The 16,679-nt window shown below is 37.3% G+C and carries 15 protein-coding genes; 9 read left to right on the top strand and 6 right to left on the bottom strand.

The window, feature by feature from the left end; translation table 11 throughout:
• Positions 1-16 precede the first annotated feature (16 nt).
• A complete protein-coding gene (locus QSH13_RS07975; RefSeq protein ID WP_109397651.1) occupies positions 17-574 on the top strand; it encodes a fimbrial protein in 558 nt (185 codons plus the stop codon).
• A 63-nt stretch (positions 575-637) separates the two neighbouring features.
• On the opposite strand, the gene QSH13_RS07970 is transcribed toward QSH13_RS07975, so the two are convergent.
• Positions 638-1,795, bottom strand: coding sequence for a pyridoxal phosphate-dependent aminotransferase (locus tag QSH13_RS07970; protein ID WP_109397650.1), 1,158 nt, complete (start codon positions 1,793-1,795; stop codon positions 638-640).
• A 215-nt stretch (positions 1,796-2,010) separates the two neighbouring features.
• On the bottom strand, positions 2,011-4,047 hold the full coding sequence (locus tag QSH13_RS07965) for a choline transporter (protein ID WP_196544335.1): 2,037 nt from the start codon (positions 4,045-4,047) through the stop codon (positions 2,011-2,013).
• A 208-nt stretch (positions 4,048-4,255) separates the two neighbouring features.
• Here QSH13_RS07965 and betI point away from each other — a divergent pair, with 208 nt between their 5' ends.
• The 5 genes from betI (at position 4,256) to QSH13_RS07940 (ending at position 10,958) form a co-directional block, all read left to right on the top strand.
• Complete coding sequence (gene betI, locus QSH13_RS07960; RefSeq protein ID WP_109397648.1) at positions 4,256-4,846, top strand: transcriptional regulator BetI; 591 nt, start codon at positions 4,256-4,258, stop codon at positions 4,844-4,846.
• A 35-nt stretch (positions 4,847-4,881) separates the two neighbouring features.
• Positions 4,882-6,357 (top strand): betaine-aldehyde dehydrogenase, encoded by a 1,476-nt coding sequence (betB, locus tag QSH13_RS07955; protein WP_196544336.1) that lies wholly within the window; start codon positions 4,882-4,884, stop codon positions 6,355-6,357.
• A 39-nt stretch (positions 6,358-6,396) separates the two neighbouring features.
• Positions 6,397-8,067, top strand: coding sequence for a choline dehydrogenase (gene betA, locus QSH13_RS07950; RefSeq protein WP_286038998.1), 1,671 nt, complete (start codon positions 6,397-6,399; stop codon positions 8,065-8,067).
• 373 nt (positions 8,068-8,440) lie between these two features.
• On the top strand, positions 8,441-9,691 hold the full coding sequence (codB, locus tag QSH13_RS07945; RefSeq protein WP_109397645.1) for a cytosine permease: 1,251 nt from the start codon (positions 8,441-8,443) through the stop codon (positions 9,689-9,691).
• The gene (locus QSH13_RS07940) at positions 9,681-10,958 is read left to right on the top strand and encodes a cytosine deaminase (protein WP_286038999.1); all 1,278 of its coding nucleotides are present in this window, start codon (positions 9,681-9,683) and stop codon (positions 10,956-10,958) included. Before codB ends, QSH13_RS07940 begins: the two co-directional genes overlap by 11 nt.
• A gap of 145 nt (positions 10,959-11,103) precedes the next feature.
• Here the strand turns inward: QSH13_RS07940 and QSH13_RS07935 are convergent, their stop codons facing one another.
• The 4 genes from QSH13_RS07935 to QSH13_RS07920 form a co-directional block, all read right to left on the bottom strand.
• Positions 11,104-11,568: an HIT family protein gene (locus QSH13_RS07935; RefSeq protein ID WP_036912868.1), complete on the bottom strand. Its 465-nt coding sequence runs from the start codon at positions 11,566-11,568 to the stop codon at positions 11,104-11,106.
• Between the two features lie 205 nt (positions 11,569-11,773).
• The gene (gene hemB / locus QSH13_RS07930) at positions 11,774-12,751 is read right to left on the bottom strand and encodes a porphobilinogen synthase (protein WP_036912871.1); all 978 of its coding nucleotides are present in this window, start codon (positions 12,749-12,751) and stop codon (positions 11,774-11,776) included.
• A gap of 406 nt (positions 12,752-13,157) precedes the next feature.
• On the bottom strand, positions 13,158-13,520 hold the full coding sequence (locus QSH13_RS07925) for a hypothetical protein (RefSeq protein WP_109397643.1): 363 nt from the start codon (positions 13,518-13,520) through the stop codon (positions 13,158-13,160).
• Positions 13,521-14,256: 736 nt separating this feature from the next.
• Entirely contained in the window at positions 14,257-14,478 is a 222-nt protein-coding gene (locus tag QSH13_RS07920; protein WP_006536484.1) for a DUF2594 family protein, read from the bottom strand.
• Between the two features lie 261 nt (positions 14,479-14,739).
• Between QSH13_RS07920 and QSH13_RS07915 the strand changes: the two genes are divergently transcribed.
• From QSH13_RS07915 to QSH13_RS07905, 3 genes are all read left to right on the top strand, one after another.
• Complete coding sequence (locus QSH13_RS07915) at positions 14,740-15,624, top strand: NAD(P)H-hydrate dehydratase (RefSeq protein ID WP_109397642.1); 885 nt, start codon at positions 14,740-14,742, stop codon at positions 15,622-15,624.
• Positions 15,625-15,766: 142 nt separating this feature from the next.
• Entirely contained in the window at positions 15,767-16,195 is a 429-nt protein-coding gene (locus QSH13_RS07910; RefSeq protein ID WP_036912874.1) for a universal stress protein, read from the top strand.
• Positions 16,196-16,313: 118 nt separating this feature from the next.
• Positions 16,314-16,652, top strand: a complete 339-nt coding sequence (locus tag QSH13_RS07905) for a hypothetical protein (RefSeq protein WP_072064066.1) — start codon at positions 16,314-16,316, stop codon at positions 16,650-16,652.
• Positions 16,653-16,679 lie beyond the last annotated feature (27 nt).

The raw sequence follows: 16,679 nt of genomic DNA, 5'->3' as shown, positions 1-16,679 counted from the left end.
TATATAGGCTCACATCATGAATGAGTTATTTTATAGTAACAGAATAATGCGCTCTTTATTATGGATACTATTTTTATTGATAGGGTGTTCAATATTTCGAGTTCAAGACGCAAAAGCTGAATTGGCAAATACCAATATCGTTATAAAAGCAAATATTGTTGCAAATACATGCAGAGTAAGCCCTGAATCAATGAATAAATTTGTAGATTTAGGTGTGTGGGGAACGAAAGATTTTCAGCAAAACAAAACAACAGAACCGATAAAGTTTACACTTAACTTAACGGATTGTAGTGTATTTACGACGGGAGTGAAAGTGACCTTTAAAGGGGATACTGATAATCAAGATAATACACTATTTAAATTGTCAGAAAATGACTCTGCAAAAAATGTTGGGATCGCAATTTTAGATAAAAATAAAAATAAGGTATTACCAGGTAAAAGTAGTGTTATTTATCCAGTAGGAACAATCAATAATATTGCTCTTGATTTTTATGCGCAATATGCATCAACAGGGGCAGCCGTTGTTAGTGGCAGTGCAAATGGCGAAGTTTTATTTTCTTTAGAATATCTTTAAATTATAAAGGGAACGTTTTAGTTCCCTTTATACATAAACTATTATGAGTGAATTTGAATAAAATCAAATCCAACCTTTAACCCGAAATTCTTTTAATGTTGCGACAAAATAGCTCATCTCTTCGGGTGTACCTAAAGTTAAACGGCTCCAGCCCAAAGCGGGTGGAAATTCACGGCCAACCATAATATTCGCGTCTTTCATTCTATTTTGATAGGTTTTTACATCGCCTTTAACTTTATGGAATATAAAGTTTGCATGAGAAGGTGCGTATTCAATATTGAGATCTTTTAAGGTATCAACGACTATCTGACGTGAAACATCAATCGATTTACGACTATATTCCACATAAGCTTTATCTTTTAGTGAGGCTAATGCGGCAACTGCACCTGCAGTGTTGGTATTATCAATAGAAACAAACACATCAACATCCGCAATAACCTCAGGTACAGCAACACCATAACCGACACGTAGCCCAGCTAAAGCATAAATTTTAGAGAAGGTACGAGTCACAATCAGGTTTTTATAACCCTCAGCCACTAGGGTAATTGCACTGACAAATGCAGGGGTAGAAACAAACTCGGCATAAGCTTCATCAATAATAAAAAAGACATTCTCTTTTGCTGATTTCACCCAATTCGATAGTTCTGCACTAGGGGTTAACATCGCCGTTGGGTTATTTGGATTGCACAAATAGACCATACTAATACCATCAAACTCTTGTGCTTTTTTCTGCATAGTTGCTAAATCGAAAGCTAGCGTTTTATCAACGGGTACTTTAACGATTTTTACACCTAAGGGTTCTGCATAAAGCTCGGCATAGTTAAATGTCGGATCAGGAACAATAAGTTGAACTGCTTTACCTTCTTTTTGTGCTTTGTTTGCCACAAATTGAACGGCTGCTTGAATTGTCTCAGATGAGCCATTTCCCAAGGTAATATGTTTATCTGAAAGTTTAAACTCTTTGCCTAATTCACTAATTAATTCGCTACGTGCATCATCTGGATATCTAAATGCATTGGGTAAAGCAGCAATAATCGCTTTTTGGGCGTTAGGCGACATACCTAATGAGTTTTCATTGAAATTAAGTAGTAACGGATTTTCTGCATTAAATGCCAATTTATTTTTCAGTGCTTCATTGGCATAAGCAGAGCTAACAAAGGAACTTAACGAAAGCCCCCCAATCACTAGGCTGGATGATGTTAAAAATGACCGACGATTCATGTGATGTTTTCCCAAGTAAATTATTCTATGTTTTATTAGTTCACATAGATTACTAAAAAGAAAACCAAAGTAAATATTTATGTAATAAAAATAATTAAATATTCATCTTTCTTAGTGTGGATCTTTGGAAAACATTGTCTAACACGGTTCAATATAATAAAAAAGGGAAATCGTTTATTAGATTTCCCTTAGATATTAATGGCTATTTATAGCTTTTATTCAGGAAAAGTTAATGTCGCGCCGGGTGCTTCACGACTAAGATGAATAAAATTCAGGTGTTTTTCATATTGGTCTAAAATATCTGTAATAATTTGCTCTTTGGTGTAATCCATTAAATCATTACCTTGTGTACCTTCCCATAAATATGTTTCTAAACGGTAATAATCTGATTTACCTCGACGAGCACGATAGGTAAATGCAGGTACTGAGTATTTTTGTGGCCAAATTTGATAAATAAAGTTCTGCTCTTGCGCAAGATCGACGACAAGTTCTAAATGATGTAAGCGTTCATTATCTTCAATTGGGTAGTAATTGAATTCAACTTTAGCCCCGCGCAATAAAAGTTCTTTAGCCACATCTTGCATTGCTGGCATACAAGTTAAATCTAGCATACGTTGTGTATATGTCGTTCCCGGAAAGTTCATAACTCGCCCTAAACGTTGTTTCCAATTCATAGTCGTATTGCCATAAAGTGGCGCGGGGGCATTGGTATTGAGTGAACTAACACGTCGAAAATCTTCTACTTTTAATGATTTATAAAGTCCCGCCATTATAAAGAAAATAACAAAACTAAAGGGCAATCCCATTATTATAGTCGTGTTTTGTAAGGCAGAAATACCATCAGCCATGAGCATACCCAATGTTAATAACCCAATGGCAATAGACCAGAAAATACGAAGCCAGTTAGGTGCATCGTTATTAACATGACTTAATTGAGAGGTAAAATTACCTAATACTAATGAACCAGAATCGGCAGAGGTGACATAAAATAATAGCCCTGTAATGGTGGCGACAGAAGCCGTTAAACCGAAACCAGGATAGAGTTCTAATAGTGAATAGAACCCTTTTTCAGGGGCTTCTAATACAGTTTGTGCTAATTCTTTATTGCCATGGATCACTTCATATAAAGCACTATTACCAAAAATTGATAACCATAGCAGTGTAAAAACAAAAGGAATAATCAATGTACCTATAACAAACTGTCTGATTGTTCGTCCTCTTGAAATCCGAGCCAAAAATAGACCAACAAAAGGGGACCATGCAACCCACCAAGCCCAGAAAAAGAGTGTCCAGCTATTCATCCAATCAGTTGGTTTATCAAATGCAAAGCTATTTAGTGTCATCCCCAAAAAGCGATTAGTATAATCACCGACATTCAATACCAATGCATTTAATAAAAACTCAGTATCACCAGCAAATAAGATAAATAAAATAAGCCCTAGTGCGAGCAATACGTTAAGTTCCGATAAAATTCTGATCCCTTTGTTAACACCTGATGTTGCTGAAATAACGGCCATAATAACCGATAACAGAATTAATCCGCCTTGAACACCTAATCCTTGGGGCAAGTTAAAAAGAACTTTTAAGCCATAATTAAGCTGTACAACACCAATTCCTAGCGTTGTTGCAATACCAAAAATAGTTCCTAAAACAGCAGCAATATCGACAGTATGACCAATTGGACCATAAATACGATTTCCAAAAATAGGATAAAGTGCAGAACGTATAGTTAAAGGTAAATTATAACGATAGCTAAAATAGCCTAGTGCAATACCAATTAACGCATACATAGACCAGCCCGTCAGGCCATAGTGGAATAAAGTCCACACCATCGACTGACGGGCTGCTTCTATTGTTTCACCTTCGCCGGTTGGCGGTAACATATATTGTGTAATCGGCTCTGCTACAGAGAAAAACATCAAATCAATCCCAATACCGGCCGCAAATAACATTGCAGACCAACTTAAAACACTAAATTCAGGTTTCGATTGTTCAGGCCCTAATTTGATATTTCCAAAACGAGATGTGGCAACAAAAATAACAAAAACAATGTATAACGTGGCCGCCAATAAATAGTACCAACCAAAGGTTTTTGATACCCATCCTAGTGTTGCCACAATCCAGGTATTTGCTGTTTCTGTCATCAAAATAGTGAAAAAAGAAAATGCTAAAATTAGCGTTGCGGAAGCGAAAAAAACGACAGAGTTTAGCTTATCTTTCTGTGGTTTTTTTGTGCTGTTAAGAGTTGTCATCAGAAATTCCAAAAATTTATTTATCTAAAAGTTAAAAGTTGCATTCTTTGTTAACTAATTGAATTAGTTGCAAAGATTCAATTTTTCACAATATCCTCCCAAATCAAATTGTAAATTAATTGTGATAAACAATAGTTAATATTGATTGAATGTTCAATTAAAAAAACGTTTAATAACTGTGTTCAATGTATTTTTTAGGTCTAAAAACATGCCGAAGATAGGAATGCAGTCGATACGTAAACAGCAATTAATCCAAGCGACGTTAGCAGTCATTAATGAGGTTGGAATGCAAGAGGCGAGCATCGCATTGATAGCTCGAAAAGCCGGTGTTTCTAACGGCATTATTAGCCACTACTTTCGTGATAAAAATGGATTACTGGAAGCAGCGATGCGTCATATTCAGTACCAACTCGGTTTTGCAGTAGCGATACGTTTAAGAATGTTAAGTGATGCAACACCAAAGCAACGCATTCAAGCCATTGTTGAAGGTAACTTTGATACGACTCAAACCAGTGAAGCTGCAATGAAAACATGGCTAGCGTTTTGGGCGAGTAGTATGCATCAGCCTAATTTGAATCGTTTACAAAAGGTTAATGATAAAAGGCTTTATTCCAACCTAAGTTACGAGTTTGGGCGTGTTCTTACCAAAGATCAAGCTCGTTTGGCTGCAAAAGGTTTAGCTGCATTAATTGATGGTTTATGGCTACGAAGTGCACTGAGCAATGTGCCTTTCTCTTTGGAGGAAGCCAAAACTATTACGAATGAATATATCGATATGCAACTGAAAAATCGGAGTTAAATAAAGACTGAACATACGAATAATAAGGAGAAAATATGTCAAACCCACCCTTACATAAACTCTATATTCATGGTGGATATGTCGATTGTGCAGAGCCGGAGTGTGAGCAATTTGATGCGATCAATCCAGCTAATGGCGATGTGATTGCACATTTACAATCTGCAAGTGAAGAAGATATCAATTGGGCAGTCGAAAGTGCAAAGCAAGGGCAACAAATTTGGTGTGCGATGACGGCGATGGAACGAGCACGAGTTTTGAGACGTGCTGTTGATATTTTACGCGAACGTAATGATGAATTAGCTCATTTAGAAACCTTAGATACAGGTAAGCCACTCTCTGAAACACGTTATGTCGATATTGTGACAGGTGCTGATGTTTTAGAGTACTACGCAGGTCTTATTCCCGCACTTGAAGGAACGCAAATCCCTCTTAGAGAAACCGCTTTTGCTTATACTCGCCGTGAGCCTTTAGGTGTAGTTGCTGGTATTGGTGCATGGAATTATCCCATTCAAATAGCATTATGGAAATCTGCGCCTGCACTTGCTGCGGGTAATGCCATGATCTTTAAACCAAGTGAAATGACTTCACTTACGGCATTAAAATTGGCCGAAATATACACTGAGGCAGGATTACCTAAAGGGGTTTTTAACGTCGTTACAGGAAAAGCTAATGTGGGGCAATGGTTAACGCAACATCCTGACATTGCTAAAGTTTCTTTTACTGGTGGAATTGAAACAGGCAAGAAAGTGATGGCAAATGCCTCTGCATCGAGTTTAAAAGATGTGACAATGGAACTCGGTGGAAAGTCACCTTTAATTATTTTTGATGATGCCGATTTAGATACCGCTGCGGATATTGCAATGATGGCTAATTTCTATAGTTCAGGCCAAGTATGTACTAATGGAACGCGTGTATTTGTACCAGAAAAATTAAAAAAAGCATTTGAAGCCAAAATCACTGAGCGTGTCTCCCGCATTCGAGTCGGTTCTCCTCTTGAAATGGACACTAATTTTGGGCCATTAGTCAGCTTTTCTCATCTTGAAAAGGTCTTAAATTATATTGAGTTAGGAAAAAGACAAGGAGCAAGATTACTTTGTGGGGGGCATCGCTTGTTAGACGGTGATTTTGCGCAAGGTGCTTATGTTGAGCCGACTGTTTTCACTGATTGCACGGATGATATGAAAATTACGCAAGACGAAATATTTGGCCCAGTGATGAGTATTCTGAGTTACCAAACCGAAGATGAAGTGATTATACGTGCTAATAATAGCATATATGGTTTAGCCGCAGGCCTTGTTACTAACGATCTTACAACTGCTCACCGTGTTATTCATCAATTAGAGGCTGGAATTTGTTGGGTTAACACATGGGGTGAGTCTCCAGCAGAAATGCCAGTTGGGGGTTATAAACATTCTGGAGTAGGGCGTGAAAACGGACTTGTCACATTACAGAATTATACGCAAATAAAATCTATTCAAATCGAACTTGGGGAGTTTTCATCCGTTTTTTAATCCATTCTTTTTTTAATGACTGAAACAGAGGAGATAACAATGGTCTATGACTACATTATTATCGGTGCTGGTTCAGCCGGTAACGTTCTTGCAACCCGCTTGACAGAAGATCCTGAAGTTACTGTGCTGCTCCTTGAAGCTGGAGGTCCGGACTACAGGTTCGATTTTCGTACACAAATGCCAGCAGCATTAGCGTATCCGTTACAAGGTAGGCGATATAACTGGGCTTATGAAACTGAGCCTGAACCTTATATGAATAACCGACGCATGGAGTGTGGTCGTGGTAAAGGGCTGGGTGGTTCATCGTTAATTAATGGTATGTGTTACATTCGTGGTAATGCTATGGATTTTGATGGTTGGGCTAAATTACCCGGTCTTGAAGAGTGGGACTACTTAAGTTGTTTGCCTTATTTTCGTAAAGCGGAAACGCGTGATATTGGTGCTAATGATTATCATGGTGATAAAGGGCCTGTGAGTGTCACAACACCAAAACAAGGCAATAATATTCTATTTCATGCGATGGTTGAGGCTGGTGTACAAGCAGGATATCCCCAAACCGCCGATCTTAACGGCTATCAGCAAGAAGGTTTTGGTCCGATGGATAGAACCGTCACACCTAAAGGCCGCCGAGCAAGCACAGCAAGAGGCTATCTTGATCAAGCTAAAGCACGCAAAAACTTAACGATAGAGACACATGCTACAACAGATATTATTGAATTTGAAGGTAAAAAAGCCATTGGGGTTCGCTATTTTTCGGGAGAAAATACCACACCTCACCATGCGAAAGCCAAGCGAGAAATATTACTTTGCGCGGGTGCAATTGCTTCGCCTCAAATATTACAACGTTCTGGGGTCGGACCTGAGGCAGTATTAAATGAATTTAATATCTCCCCCGTACATGTATTACCTGGTGTTGGGGAAAATCTTCAAGATCATTTAGAAATGTATTTACAGTATGAATGTAAACAACCCGTTTCACTTTATCCTGCTTTAAAATGGTATAACCAGCCTAAAATTGGTGCGCAATGGCTATTTCAAGGAACAGGGATCGGGGCAAGTAATCAATTTGAAGCGGGCGGTTTTATTCGTTCTAGTGAAAAGTTTGCGTGGCCTAATATTCAGTTCCATTTTCTGCCCGTTGCCATTAATTATAATGGAACCAATGCAGTAGAGGTTCATGGCTTCCAAGCGCATGTAGGTTCAATGCGCTCTCCAAGTAGAGGACGTGTAAAATTAACATCTACAGATCCTCATCAACATCCCAGTATTTTGTTTAATTACATGTCAACAGAACAAGATTGGGAAGAGTTTCGAGCCGCAATTCGGATCACACGAGAAATTATGGCACAACCGGCATTAGATGCTTACCGTGGTGAAGAAATTAGTCCGGGTAAACATATCCAAAGTGATGAAGAGCTTGATACCTTTGTTAGAGAACGAGCAGAAACCGCATTTCATCCTTGTGGTACTTGTAAAATGGGCACAGATGAAATGGCTGTTGTTGATAGCGAAGGGCGAGTGCATGGTATCGAAAACGTAAGAGTTATTGATGCGTCGATTATGCCTTTAATCATCACGGGCAATTTGAATGCAACGACCATTATGATGGCAGAAAAGATAGCGGATAAGGTGAGAGGGATTAAACCTTTACCGAAAAGTCAGGCTAAATACTATGTTGCAGATGATACTCCGGTGAGAAGACGAAATTAAGCGAATTATTTACAATATGCAAAAGAGGGATGAAAGTTCCTCTTTTGTGCTTTTATCAATAATTCCTTTTTATCGTTTTCAAGTTAAATAAGAAATGTTTATGTAAATTGAGGTTTGCGAGAGAGGAAACATGATTAATTTCTATCATAAATATTTCTAAATAAAATTACTTTATAAGTCGTATTCGAAATAACGAGATAACTTCAAGTAAAACAACGATTGTTCTGCCATTTTTGTGACGAATATCAACTCTCCATAATTGAAGCATTCCATTAATTATAATAAACAGACAACGAAAACGTTTGCATAATATTTTTATACAGATAGAATTCGTCAGATTTTTTTGGCCTGGTGAAATTAATAGGGGGTTAAAGTGTCTCAGGACAACAATTATAGTCAGGGCCCGGTGCCCATATCCGCAAGAAAGGGTGGATTGGCGTTAACCTTTGTGATGTTGGGATTAACGTTTTTTTCAGCCAGTATGTGGACTGGCGGCGCTCTTGGTACTGGTCTTTCCTTTAATGATTTCTTCCTCGCAGTTCTAATTGGTAATCTTCTTCTTGGTATCTACACCGCATTTCTTGGTTTTATTGGTTCAAAAACAGGTCTTACTACTCATCTCCTCGCGCGTTACTCTTTCGGTATTAAAGGTTCTTGGCTTCCCTCATTTTTACTCGGTGGTACTCAGGTTGGTTGGTTTGGTGTGGGTGTGGCAATGTTTGCTATTCCAGTAGGAAAAGCCACAGGTATTGATATTAATCTCCTTATCGCCATTTCCGGCATTTTAATGACCATCACTGTATTCTTCGGCATATCCGCTCTCACCGTTCTCTCTATCGTAGCTGTTCCTGCTATCGCTATCCTTGGAAGTTACTCTGTTTATCTTGCCATACATGATATGGGTGGGCTTTCAACATTAATGGCTGTTAAACCTGCTCAGCCATTAGATTTCAATTTAGCGTTGGCGATGGTTGTTGGTTCGTTTATCAGTGCGGGAACGCTCACGGCTGACTTTGTCCGCTTTGGACGAAACCCTAAAGTTGCAGTGATTGTCGCAATTATTGCTTTCTTCTTAGGTAATACATTGATGTTTGTCTTTGGTGCTGCAGGTGCGGCTTCTCTGGGGATGGCAGATATTTCAGATGTGATGATTGCGCAAGGATTATTACTTCCGGCGATTGTTGTACTTGGCTTAAATATTTGGACAACTAATGATAATGCGTTATACGCCTCTGGATTAGGTTTTGCCAATATTACGGGCTTATCAAGTAAGAAACTTTCCGTGATAAATGGCATTGTCGGTACACTGTGTGCATTATGGCTCTATAATAACTTTGTAGGTTGGTTAACCTTTTTATCTGCAGCAATTCCACCTGTCGGCGGGGTTATTATTGCAGATTATCTGATGAATAAAGCGCGTTATAACTCTTTCACTGTTGATAAGATGCAATCAGTTAACTGGATTGCGTTGCTGGCAGTTGCAATTGGTATTATGGCAGGGCACTGGTTACCGGGTATCGTACCTGTTAATGCGGTATTAGGTGGTGCAATTAGCTACGCGGTGTTAAATCCAATATTAAATCGTCGTGCAGCTCGACAAGCGGAGATAAGTCATGCTGGGTAAGAATATCGAACAAATTAATCATGCTCGTCTCGTTGGTAAAGAAGGTTTATGGCGCATTACGCTTAAAAACAACAAAATTGAAACGATAGAGCCACAACCTGAAAATAATTTTCATTCAGAAGCATTAGATGTGCAAGGTGGATTAGTTCACGCTCCTTTTGTTGAACCTCATATTCATTTAGATACAACACAAACAGCAGGACAGCCGAATTGGAATCAATCAGGAACATTATTTGAAGGTATTGAGCGTTGGGCTGAAAGAAAAGCGTTGTTAACGCATGACGATGTTAAACAACGTGCATGGCAAACACTTCAATGGCAAATAGCTAACGGTATTCAACATGTTAGAACACATGTTGATGTTTCGGATGCATCGCTGACAGCATTAAAAGCAATGCTGGAAGTAAAAGAAGAAATTAAACCTTGGGTTGATTTACAAATCGTTGCTTTTCCACAAGAAGGCATTTTGTCATACCCTAATGGTGAAGCTTTATTAGAAGAAGCATTAAAATTAGGTGCTGATGTTGTCGGTGCTATTCCACACTTTGAATTTACGCGTGAATATGGTGTTGAATCACTGCATAAAACCTTTGCATTAGCACAAAAATATGATCGTTTAATTGATGTTCATTGTGATGAAATTGATGATGAGCAATCTCGTTTTGTTGAAACTGTTGCTGCTTTAGCACATAAAGAAAATATGGGCTCAAGGGTAACTGCAAGTCATACAACCGCAATGCATTCTTATAATGGGGCTTATACTTCACGTTTATTCCGCTTATTAAGAATGTCTGGTATTAACTTCGTGGCGAATCCTTTAGTTAATATTCACTTGCAGGGACGTTTTGATACCTATCCAAAGCGTCGTGGTATTACTCGCGTAAAAGAGATGCTAGAAAGTAATATTAATGTCTGCTTTGGTCATGATGACGTTTTTGATCCTTGGTATCCACTAGGTACAGCAAATATGCTCCAAGTTTTACATATGGGGTTGCATGTGTGCCAATTAATGGGGTATGGCCAAATTGATAACGGATTACAGTTAATTAGCCACAACAGTGCTAAAACACTCGCTTTAACGGATTATGGTGTTGAAGTAGGAAACAGTGCAAACTTTATTATTCTACCCGCAGATAATGGTTTTGATGCTTTACGTCGCCAAGTACCGGTACGTTATTCCGTTCGTCAAGGTAAAGTCATTGCACAAACAGAACCCGCAAAAACAGAAATTATGTTAGATAAACCAACACTGGTTAATTATAAATAATCTGATAAGTTTTATTTTGGCGTAGCGAATAAGTTTACTAATGGCTTATTCGTTATTTTGAACTGCACCCCAAAAGTTGGACACCAACTTTGGGGTGTTTTTTATATCTGAAAATGAGATATAAGAAGAGCCGATTAGATTTTTACTATTGGTTGTTTTTTCTGATCAGTGCCGCTAATTGTGCAAGCTCTTCATCACTGGCTCGTTCAAAATCGTGAGATGAAAGATAACCCGGATATGTATCAAAGAAAATTTTCTGTTTGTTTTCAATGGGCGCCCATTTTGTCATATCACCAGTGCCGTGCATTGGACTCAGTTTACTATGAACATGATCAACCCCAAATCCTTCAAAAAACATGCCTGAACGGGAAACATCAGGGAATGTTTTATCTAAGATTTTCGCCACTTTTTTTGTGGCAATCACTAATAAAGCTAAGGCTTCATCACTAAGATCAAAAGCGTAACTTGGATAGTGTTTTTTAGGAATAACAACAGTAAAGCCTTTGGTATTTGGAAATATAGACAGAAATGCAAGGTGGTGTTCGTCTTCCCAAATTTTATGGCAAGGTGCCTTTCCAGCAACGATTTGACAGAAAATACAATTATCCATAGTAACCTCATAGCCAAAAATGAGCTGATATCTCAGCAAAATTAATGTTGAAAAGATAGCCCTATGTGTAATTTATTTCAAAATTAAACTAAATAATGACAAGAGAATCAAAATGATAAGAATCAAGGCAGAAGAAAGAGAATATTACAAAAGAAAACCCTTAGCGAGTCACTTAACTTACTAAGGGTTTGTAATAGTTGGTGAATTACAGTAGGTTTCTTTCCGCTAAATCAAGCGCAAAATATGACAGGATCAAATCTGCCCCAGCACGTTTAATTGAACCTAAAGTTTCCATTACCACACGATCTTCATCAATTGCACCCGCTAATGCTGCAAATTTAATTTGCGCATATTCACCGCTGATTTGATAAGCGGCTAAAGGCAATAAAGTACGTTCACGCACATCGCGAATAATATCTAAATAAGCGCCCGCTGGTTTTACCATCAGCATATCAGCGCCTTCTTGCTCATCAATTAATGATTCACGGATCGCTTCACGGCGGTTCATTGGATTCATTTGATAAGTTTTACGATCACCAATTAAGCGAGAGCCTGCTGCATCACGGAAAGGGCCATATAAGGCGGAGGCAAATTTAGTCGAATAAGAAACAATTCCTGTATCGCTAAACCCTGCTTTATCAAGTGCGGCACGAATAGCAGCGACTTGACCGTCCATTGCAGCTGATGGCGCGATAAAATCAGCACCAGCTTGTGCAGCTGCAACAGCTTGGAGACCTAAATTATGGATGGTTTCGTCATTATCAACATGTTCACCATGTAAAACACCACAGTGACCATGTGATGTGTATTCACAAAAACAGGTATCAGACATGACAATCATTTCTGGTACTGCATCTTTGCAAATACGAGACATGCGAGAAACTAAGCCATCACTTTTCCAAGCATCACTTCCGGTTTCATCAAGATGATGCGATACCCCAAAAGTCATGACAGTTTTGATGCCTGCTTTTGCAATGCGTTCAATTTCATAAGCAAGACGTTTTTCAGGAATACGAACGACACCTGGCATGCTTTTTATCGGTTGGTAATCATCAAGCCCTTCTTCTACAAATATAGGGAGAGCGAGATCATTTTTAGTTAGTGTTGTTTCTTGAAAGAGCGCACGCAGGTTTTCGGACTGGCGTAGTCTTCTTAAACGCTGGATGGATTGTTCGTTGCTCACAATATCTCCTTTTTATGGCCAGTACTAACAAGTATTTACCGAGGTATTATAAACCTTAATATCGATAGATAGATACTGCATAATTGATACTCGTTATACTTCAAGCTGAAGCGTTGTTGATTGTATTCACTCACACTCGTCACATAATTATGTATGCCCCTAGCGATTCGTTCATTTGTTGACTCGCTATATCTTGAATTATTTAGACAGACGGTTGCGGTCTAAGAAGTGGGAAGCCTCGCCCGACAGGGCGGGGAGCAGTCACGGTATAGAAAGTCATTTATAGAGAAAGAGAAAAAAGCAAAAGAAAAGGGAAAACGAATAAGTGATAAAGAAGGCGAAATAAAAAAGAGCAGGATAATTTCTACTCTTTAAATTGATTGCTACTCATTTTTTAATGAGAAGATTATTTTTTTGGCTCTTCTAATGCCGCGACCATTTGAATTTTACAAGCAGCAACAATTTGAGTTAACCCGTCTTGGAATTCTGCCCGAGAGCCAATTTCAGATTTAGCTTCACGTAAAGAATTAACAACCTCAATAGCACCTTCTGTGAATTGCGCTTCAGTTGCTTCCAGTTTTGCAAAATCAAATTTCTTTGCATTCAGAGAGGCCATTGCATCTTTAGCAATTTTCTCTGCTGGTTCTTTTGTATCATAAGCTTTAATTGAGATATCTTTAAAGGTATCGCAGTAATCATCAGCCATTTTTGTTGGATTTGCAAAAGCAACAGCAGGTAATAATAGCAGAGATAAGAGAAGTGGTTTCATTTTAGCCTCATGTTTATTTTTAGTACGTACTCATTAAGTGTAACATATAAACAGTAGTGACGATAAATCAGAATAAGTGTAAAAATATAAATAGTTAATATTTTTAATCCTATTGATTTTAGCTATTTTTACTATAATTGTGTTTAGGGACAATAAGCTAGCAAATTTTGACTTAATAAAATTTTACAATTCACAATAAATAAAATAACACAAAATATAATAATATTAGGATTTATCTTTATTTACATTTTATACGACTAGTTTTTATTTGTATTAAGAGTAACTAAATGTACGTTTTAAATATAAAAATTAGAACAAACAAGAGGTAAGTGATCATCACGGAGCATTAACATAATTTTAATGTATTGTATTTAATAGGTTAATCTATGTTTGAATAGGTAATAATAACAAAGCTTCTAATTCTATTATTTAATCTAAATAACATTAAGAATATTAAACAAAAAAAATTTGATAGAAGTGATTAGATAAAAAACGAAAAAAATTCATTATCATTTTGATAGTATGAAAATAATTTGAATAGAAAAATTGAAAGGGATAAAAGAGAAAAAAATCCCCTCTATAGGGATAGAGGGGTAGCTAAATGAATAAAGAATGGTTTATTTCGAGATTGAGTATATAGGAAATTTTAAACCCATTTTTGTTTATTTGTGCAGCACAAAAAGTTTAGAAAACAGAATAAAAATATGTGCAAATACTCAATTAGGAAATAAACGTATTATTGACGATAGGCTGTTTTAATTTGGCTAATCGTATTACGGAATGTCTCTGCTTGTTTTTCGTCATCAACTTCTGCAATTGCACGTTCAATATTTAAAATAACACGTCCAGCATCTGCTTGACCTAATGCTTTTAACATATAGGTGACTAGTGTTTTTAAGCAAGCCACTTCTTCTGCTAATGTTTCCACATCTGCTTGTGTTTTAAACTTCTCGTTCATTATTTACGTTCCTTTGTCTTCAATTTATAAATCATATCAAGCGAGATCATTAGAATAGCAAAGTCTCAGCAAGGTATGAATAGTGATAATGAAAGCATTTTATCATATTGAAATAGTTAGCATGATAAAGAGACAAAATAGCCAGCGAACTCATTTATTTGTTGAAATCACGCTATACTTTGAACGTTAATACAAACAGAATGTGGCAAAGCAATCATTGCAAGAAATAAGAAAAAATGCAGAAAAAAGGAGGGGAATAATATGAATGAAGAACAATTATTACAGGCAATCACTCATTATCCCGCACTTTATCAGCGCAAATCAGGCGATACACATAAAGGGACATTTGGCACATTAGGTATTGTAGGTAGTGCAGAAGGAATGAGTGGTGCTATTGTGTTGGCAGGTAAAAGTGCGTTAAAAGCAGGGTGTGGAAAAGTATTTCTCGGTTTTGCTCAGCCACAACTTCCTATCCCTTTTATTGATAGTGCACCAGAGCTTATGCTTAAAACAGCACAAGAATTGATAAATCAGCAAGACATTTCTGCTTGGGCGATTGGTTGTGGATTGGGATTATCTGCAAATTCTGAAAAGATCTTATCAATAGCTTTAGCACAGCGTAATGAAAATAGACCCTATGTGTTTGATGCAGATGCATTAGTGTTAATGGCTAAATTTAAATCAAAACTCTCACTTAATCAGCACTGTGTATTAACGCCACATCCTAAAGAAGCCTCTATTTTGCTTAATTGCACCCCCAATGATATTCAAAACAATAGAGAAGAAGCGGCAAAAGAAATTGCGAAGATTTATCATTGTTGGGCAATTATTAAAGGTCAAAATACCGTCGTGACTTCTCCGAAAGGTGAAATCACAATTAATACAACCGGTAATAGTGGATTATCAACAGCAGGGAGTGGTGATGTGCTAACAGGCGTGATGGGCAGTTTTTTAGCACAAGGAATGACAATGTCTGATGCGGTAAGAAGTGCAGTTTGGATACATGGAATGTCGGCGGATATCTTAGTTAAAAAAGGTATTGGTCCAATAGGGTTAACTGCATCAGAATTGATTGATACGATCCGCAATATTCGCAATCAAATATGGTCGTTAACACAGCAACATAATGCAAACTATTTTGAATAATCACTTTTATTTTTTAGCTTAACATATTAATAATTAAAGTAGGTTTATATTAAGATTAGGTTGTTTTTAGTTAATTCACTCACAGTAATCTTTGGGTTATTGCGATAGGATTAAGGCAAATGGAGAGTTGAGAGGGGTTATTATGTATAAAACGATTTTAGTGCCTATTGATATTGTGGAAGAAGAGTTAACCAGTAAAGCGGTACGACATGCTGTGTATTTAGCAAAAGAAACAGGAGCTAATTTACATTTAATTCATGTTCTTCCTATCTCTTCAGCAATCATTAATGCTTATTCATTGGGTTATCCAGAAATTAAAGATAAAGCAACAGTAAAAGCAGAAAATGATATGCAAATGTTGGTAGATTCGGTAGATTTGCCTGCTGAAAAGGTCGCTTATACGGTTACTTTTGGCTCACCTCGTGATGAAATTCTAGTCACAGCAAAAGATATTCAAGCAGACTTAATTGTGATTGGCTCACGTAGACCTAATATTAGCACTCATTTATTAGGCTCTACAGCTGCGGGCGTTGTTCGCTATGCTGAAATTTCAGTGTTAGTTGTTCGTTAATATATTACTAATATGCTATGAGCATCCCTCATAGCATATTTTTTAGTTTTTTTGCGTAGCTTATCTTATTTATTTAATCAGCAGTTTATTGAATAAACAGTCTAGAAAGTGGATAAGAATGGAAAAATTTACCGAAGAACTTTTAAGGCTCGATCATTTTATTCTACGCATCTTACGCTATTATGTAATAGGCTCTATTTTCTTTTTTTTAGGATTATTACCAGGCGTATTAGGATTTTATTTAATTGAAGGACATACCTTTATGGAATCTTCATTAAATGCAATCTCTATGTTAAGTGGTCAACCTGTAGAGCCAGCACCTGCAACCCCAACAGGACGCTTTTTTATTGCAATCTATGGTTTATTTCTTCAGTGTGTTTTTATTTTATCAATTGGGCTTGTAGTGACACCTTTTATTCATCGACAATTGCATAAATGGCATCTTGAGGAAGATTAAATAAGCAAGCTGTGGGTTTAACGCTAC

This window comes from Proteus faecis (assembly GCF_030286765.1).
Classification (GTDB): Bacteria; Pseudomonadota; Gammaproteobacteria; order Enterobacterales; family Enterobacteriaceae; genus Proteus; species Proteus faecis.
The sequence above is the reverse complement of the archived record's forward strand: the minus strand, read 5'-3'. Positions and strand labels throughout refer to the sequence as shown.

Bases quoted from the DNA above. Each gene is read 5' to 3' on its own strand.
- QSH13_RS07975 (WP_109397651.1), top strand. From the start codon at position 17: ATGAATGAGTTATTTTATAGTAACAGAATAATGCGCTCTTTATTATGG.
- QSH13_RS07970 (WP_109397650.1), bottom strand. From the start codon at position 1,795: ATGAATCGTCGGTCATTTTTAACATCATCCAGCCTAGTGATTGGGGGG.
- QSH13_RS07965 (WP_196544335.1), bottom strand. From the start codon at position 4,047: ATGACAACTCTTAACAGCACAAAAAAACCACAGAAAGATAAGCTAAAC.
- betI (WP_109397648.1), top strand. From the start codon at position 4,256: ATGCCGAAGATAGGAATGCAGTCGATACGTAAACAGCAATTAATCCAA.
- betB (WP_196544336.1), top strand. From the start codon at position 4,882: ATGTCAAACCCACCCTTACATAAACTCTATATTCATGGTGGATATGTC.
- betA (WP_286038998.1), top strand. From the start codon at position 6,397: ATGGTCTATGACTACATTATTATCGGTGCTGGTTCAGCCGGTAACGTT.
- QSH13_RS07940 (WP_286038999.1), top strand. From the start codon at position 9,681: ATGCTGGGTAAGAATATCGAACAAATTAATCATGCTCGTCTCGTTGGT.
- QSH13_RS07935 (WP_036912868.1), bottom strand. From the start codon at position 11,568: ATGGATAATTGTATTTTCTGTCAAATCGTTGCTGGAAAGGCACCTTGC.
- QSH13_RS07925 (WP_109397643.1), bottom strand. From the start codon at position 13,520: ATGAAACCACTTCTCTTATCTCTGCTATTATTACCTGCTGTTGCTTTT.
- QSH13_RS07920 (WP_006536484.1), bottom strand. From the start codon at position 14,478: ATGAACGAGAAGTTTAAAACACAAGCAGATGTGGAAACATTAGCAGAA.
- QSH13_RS07915 (WP_109397642.1), top strand. From the start codon at position 14,740: ATGAATGAAGAACAATTATTACAGGCAATCACTCATTATCCCGCACTT.
- QSH13_RS07910 (WP_036912874.1), top strand. From the start codon at position 15,767: ATGTATAAAACGATTTTAGTGCCTATTGATATTGTGGAAGAAGAGTTA.
- QSH13_RS07905 (WP_072064066.1), top strand. From the start codon at position 16,314: ATGGAAAAATTTACCGAAGAACTTTTAAGGCTCGATCATTTTATTCTA.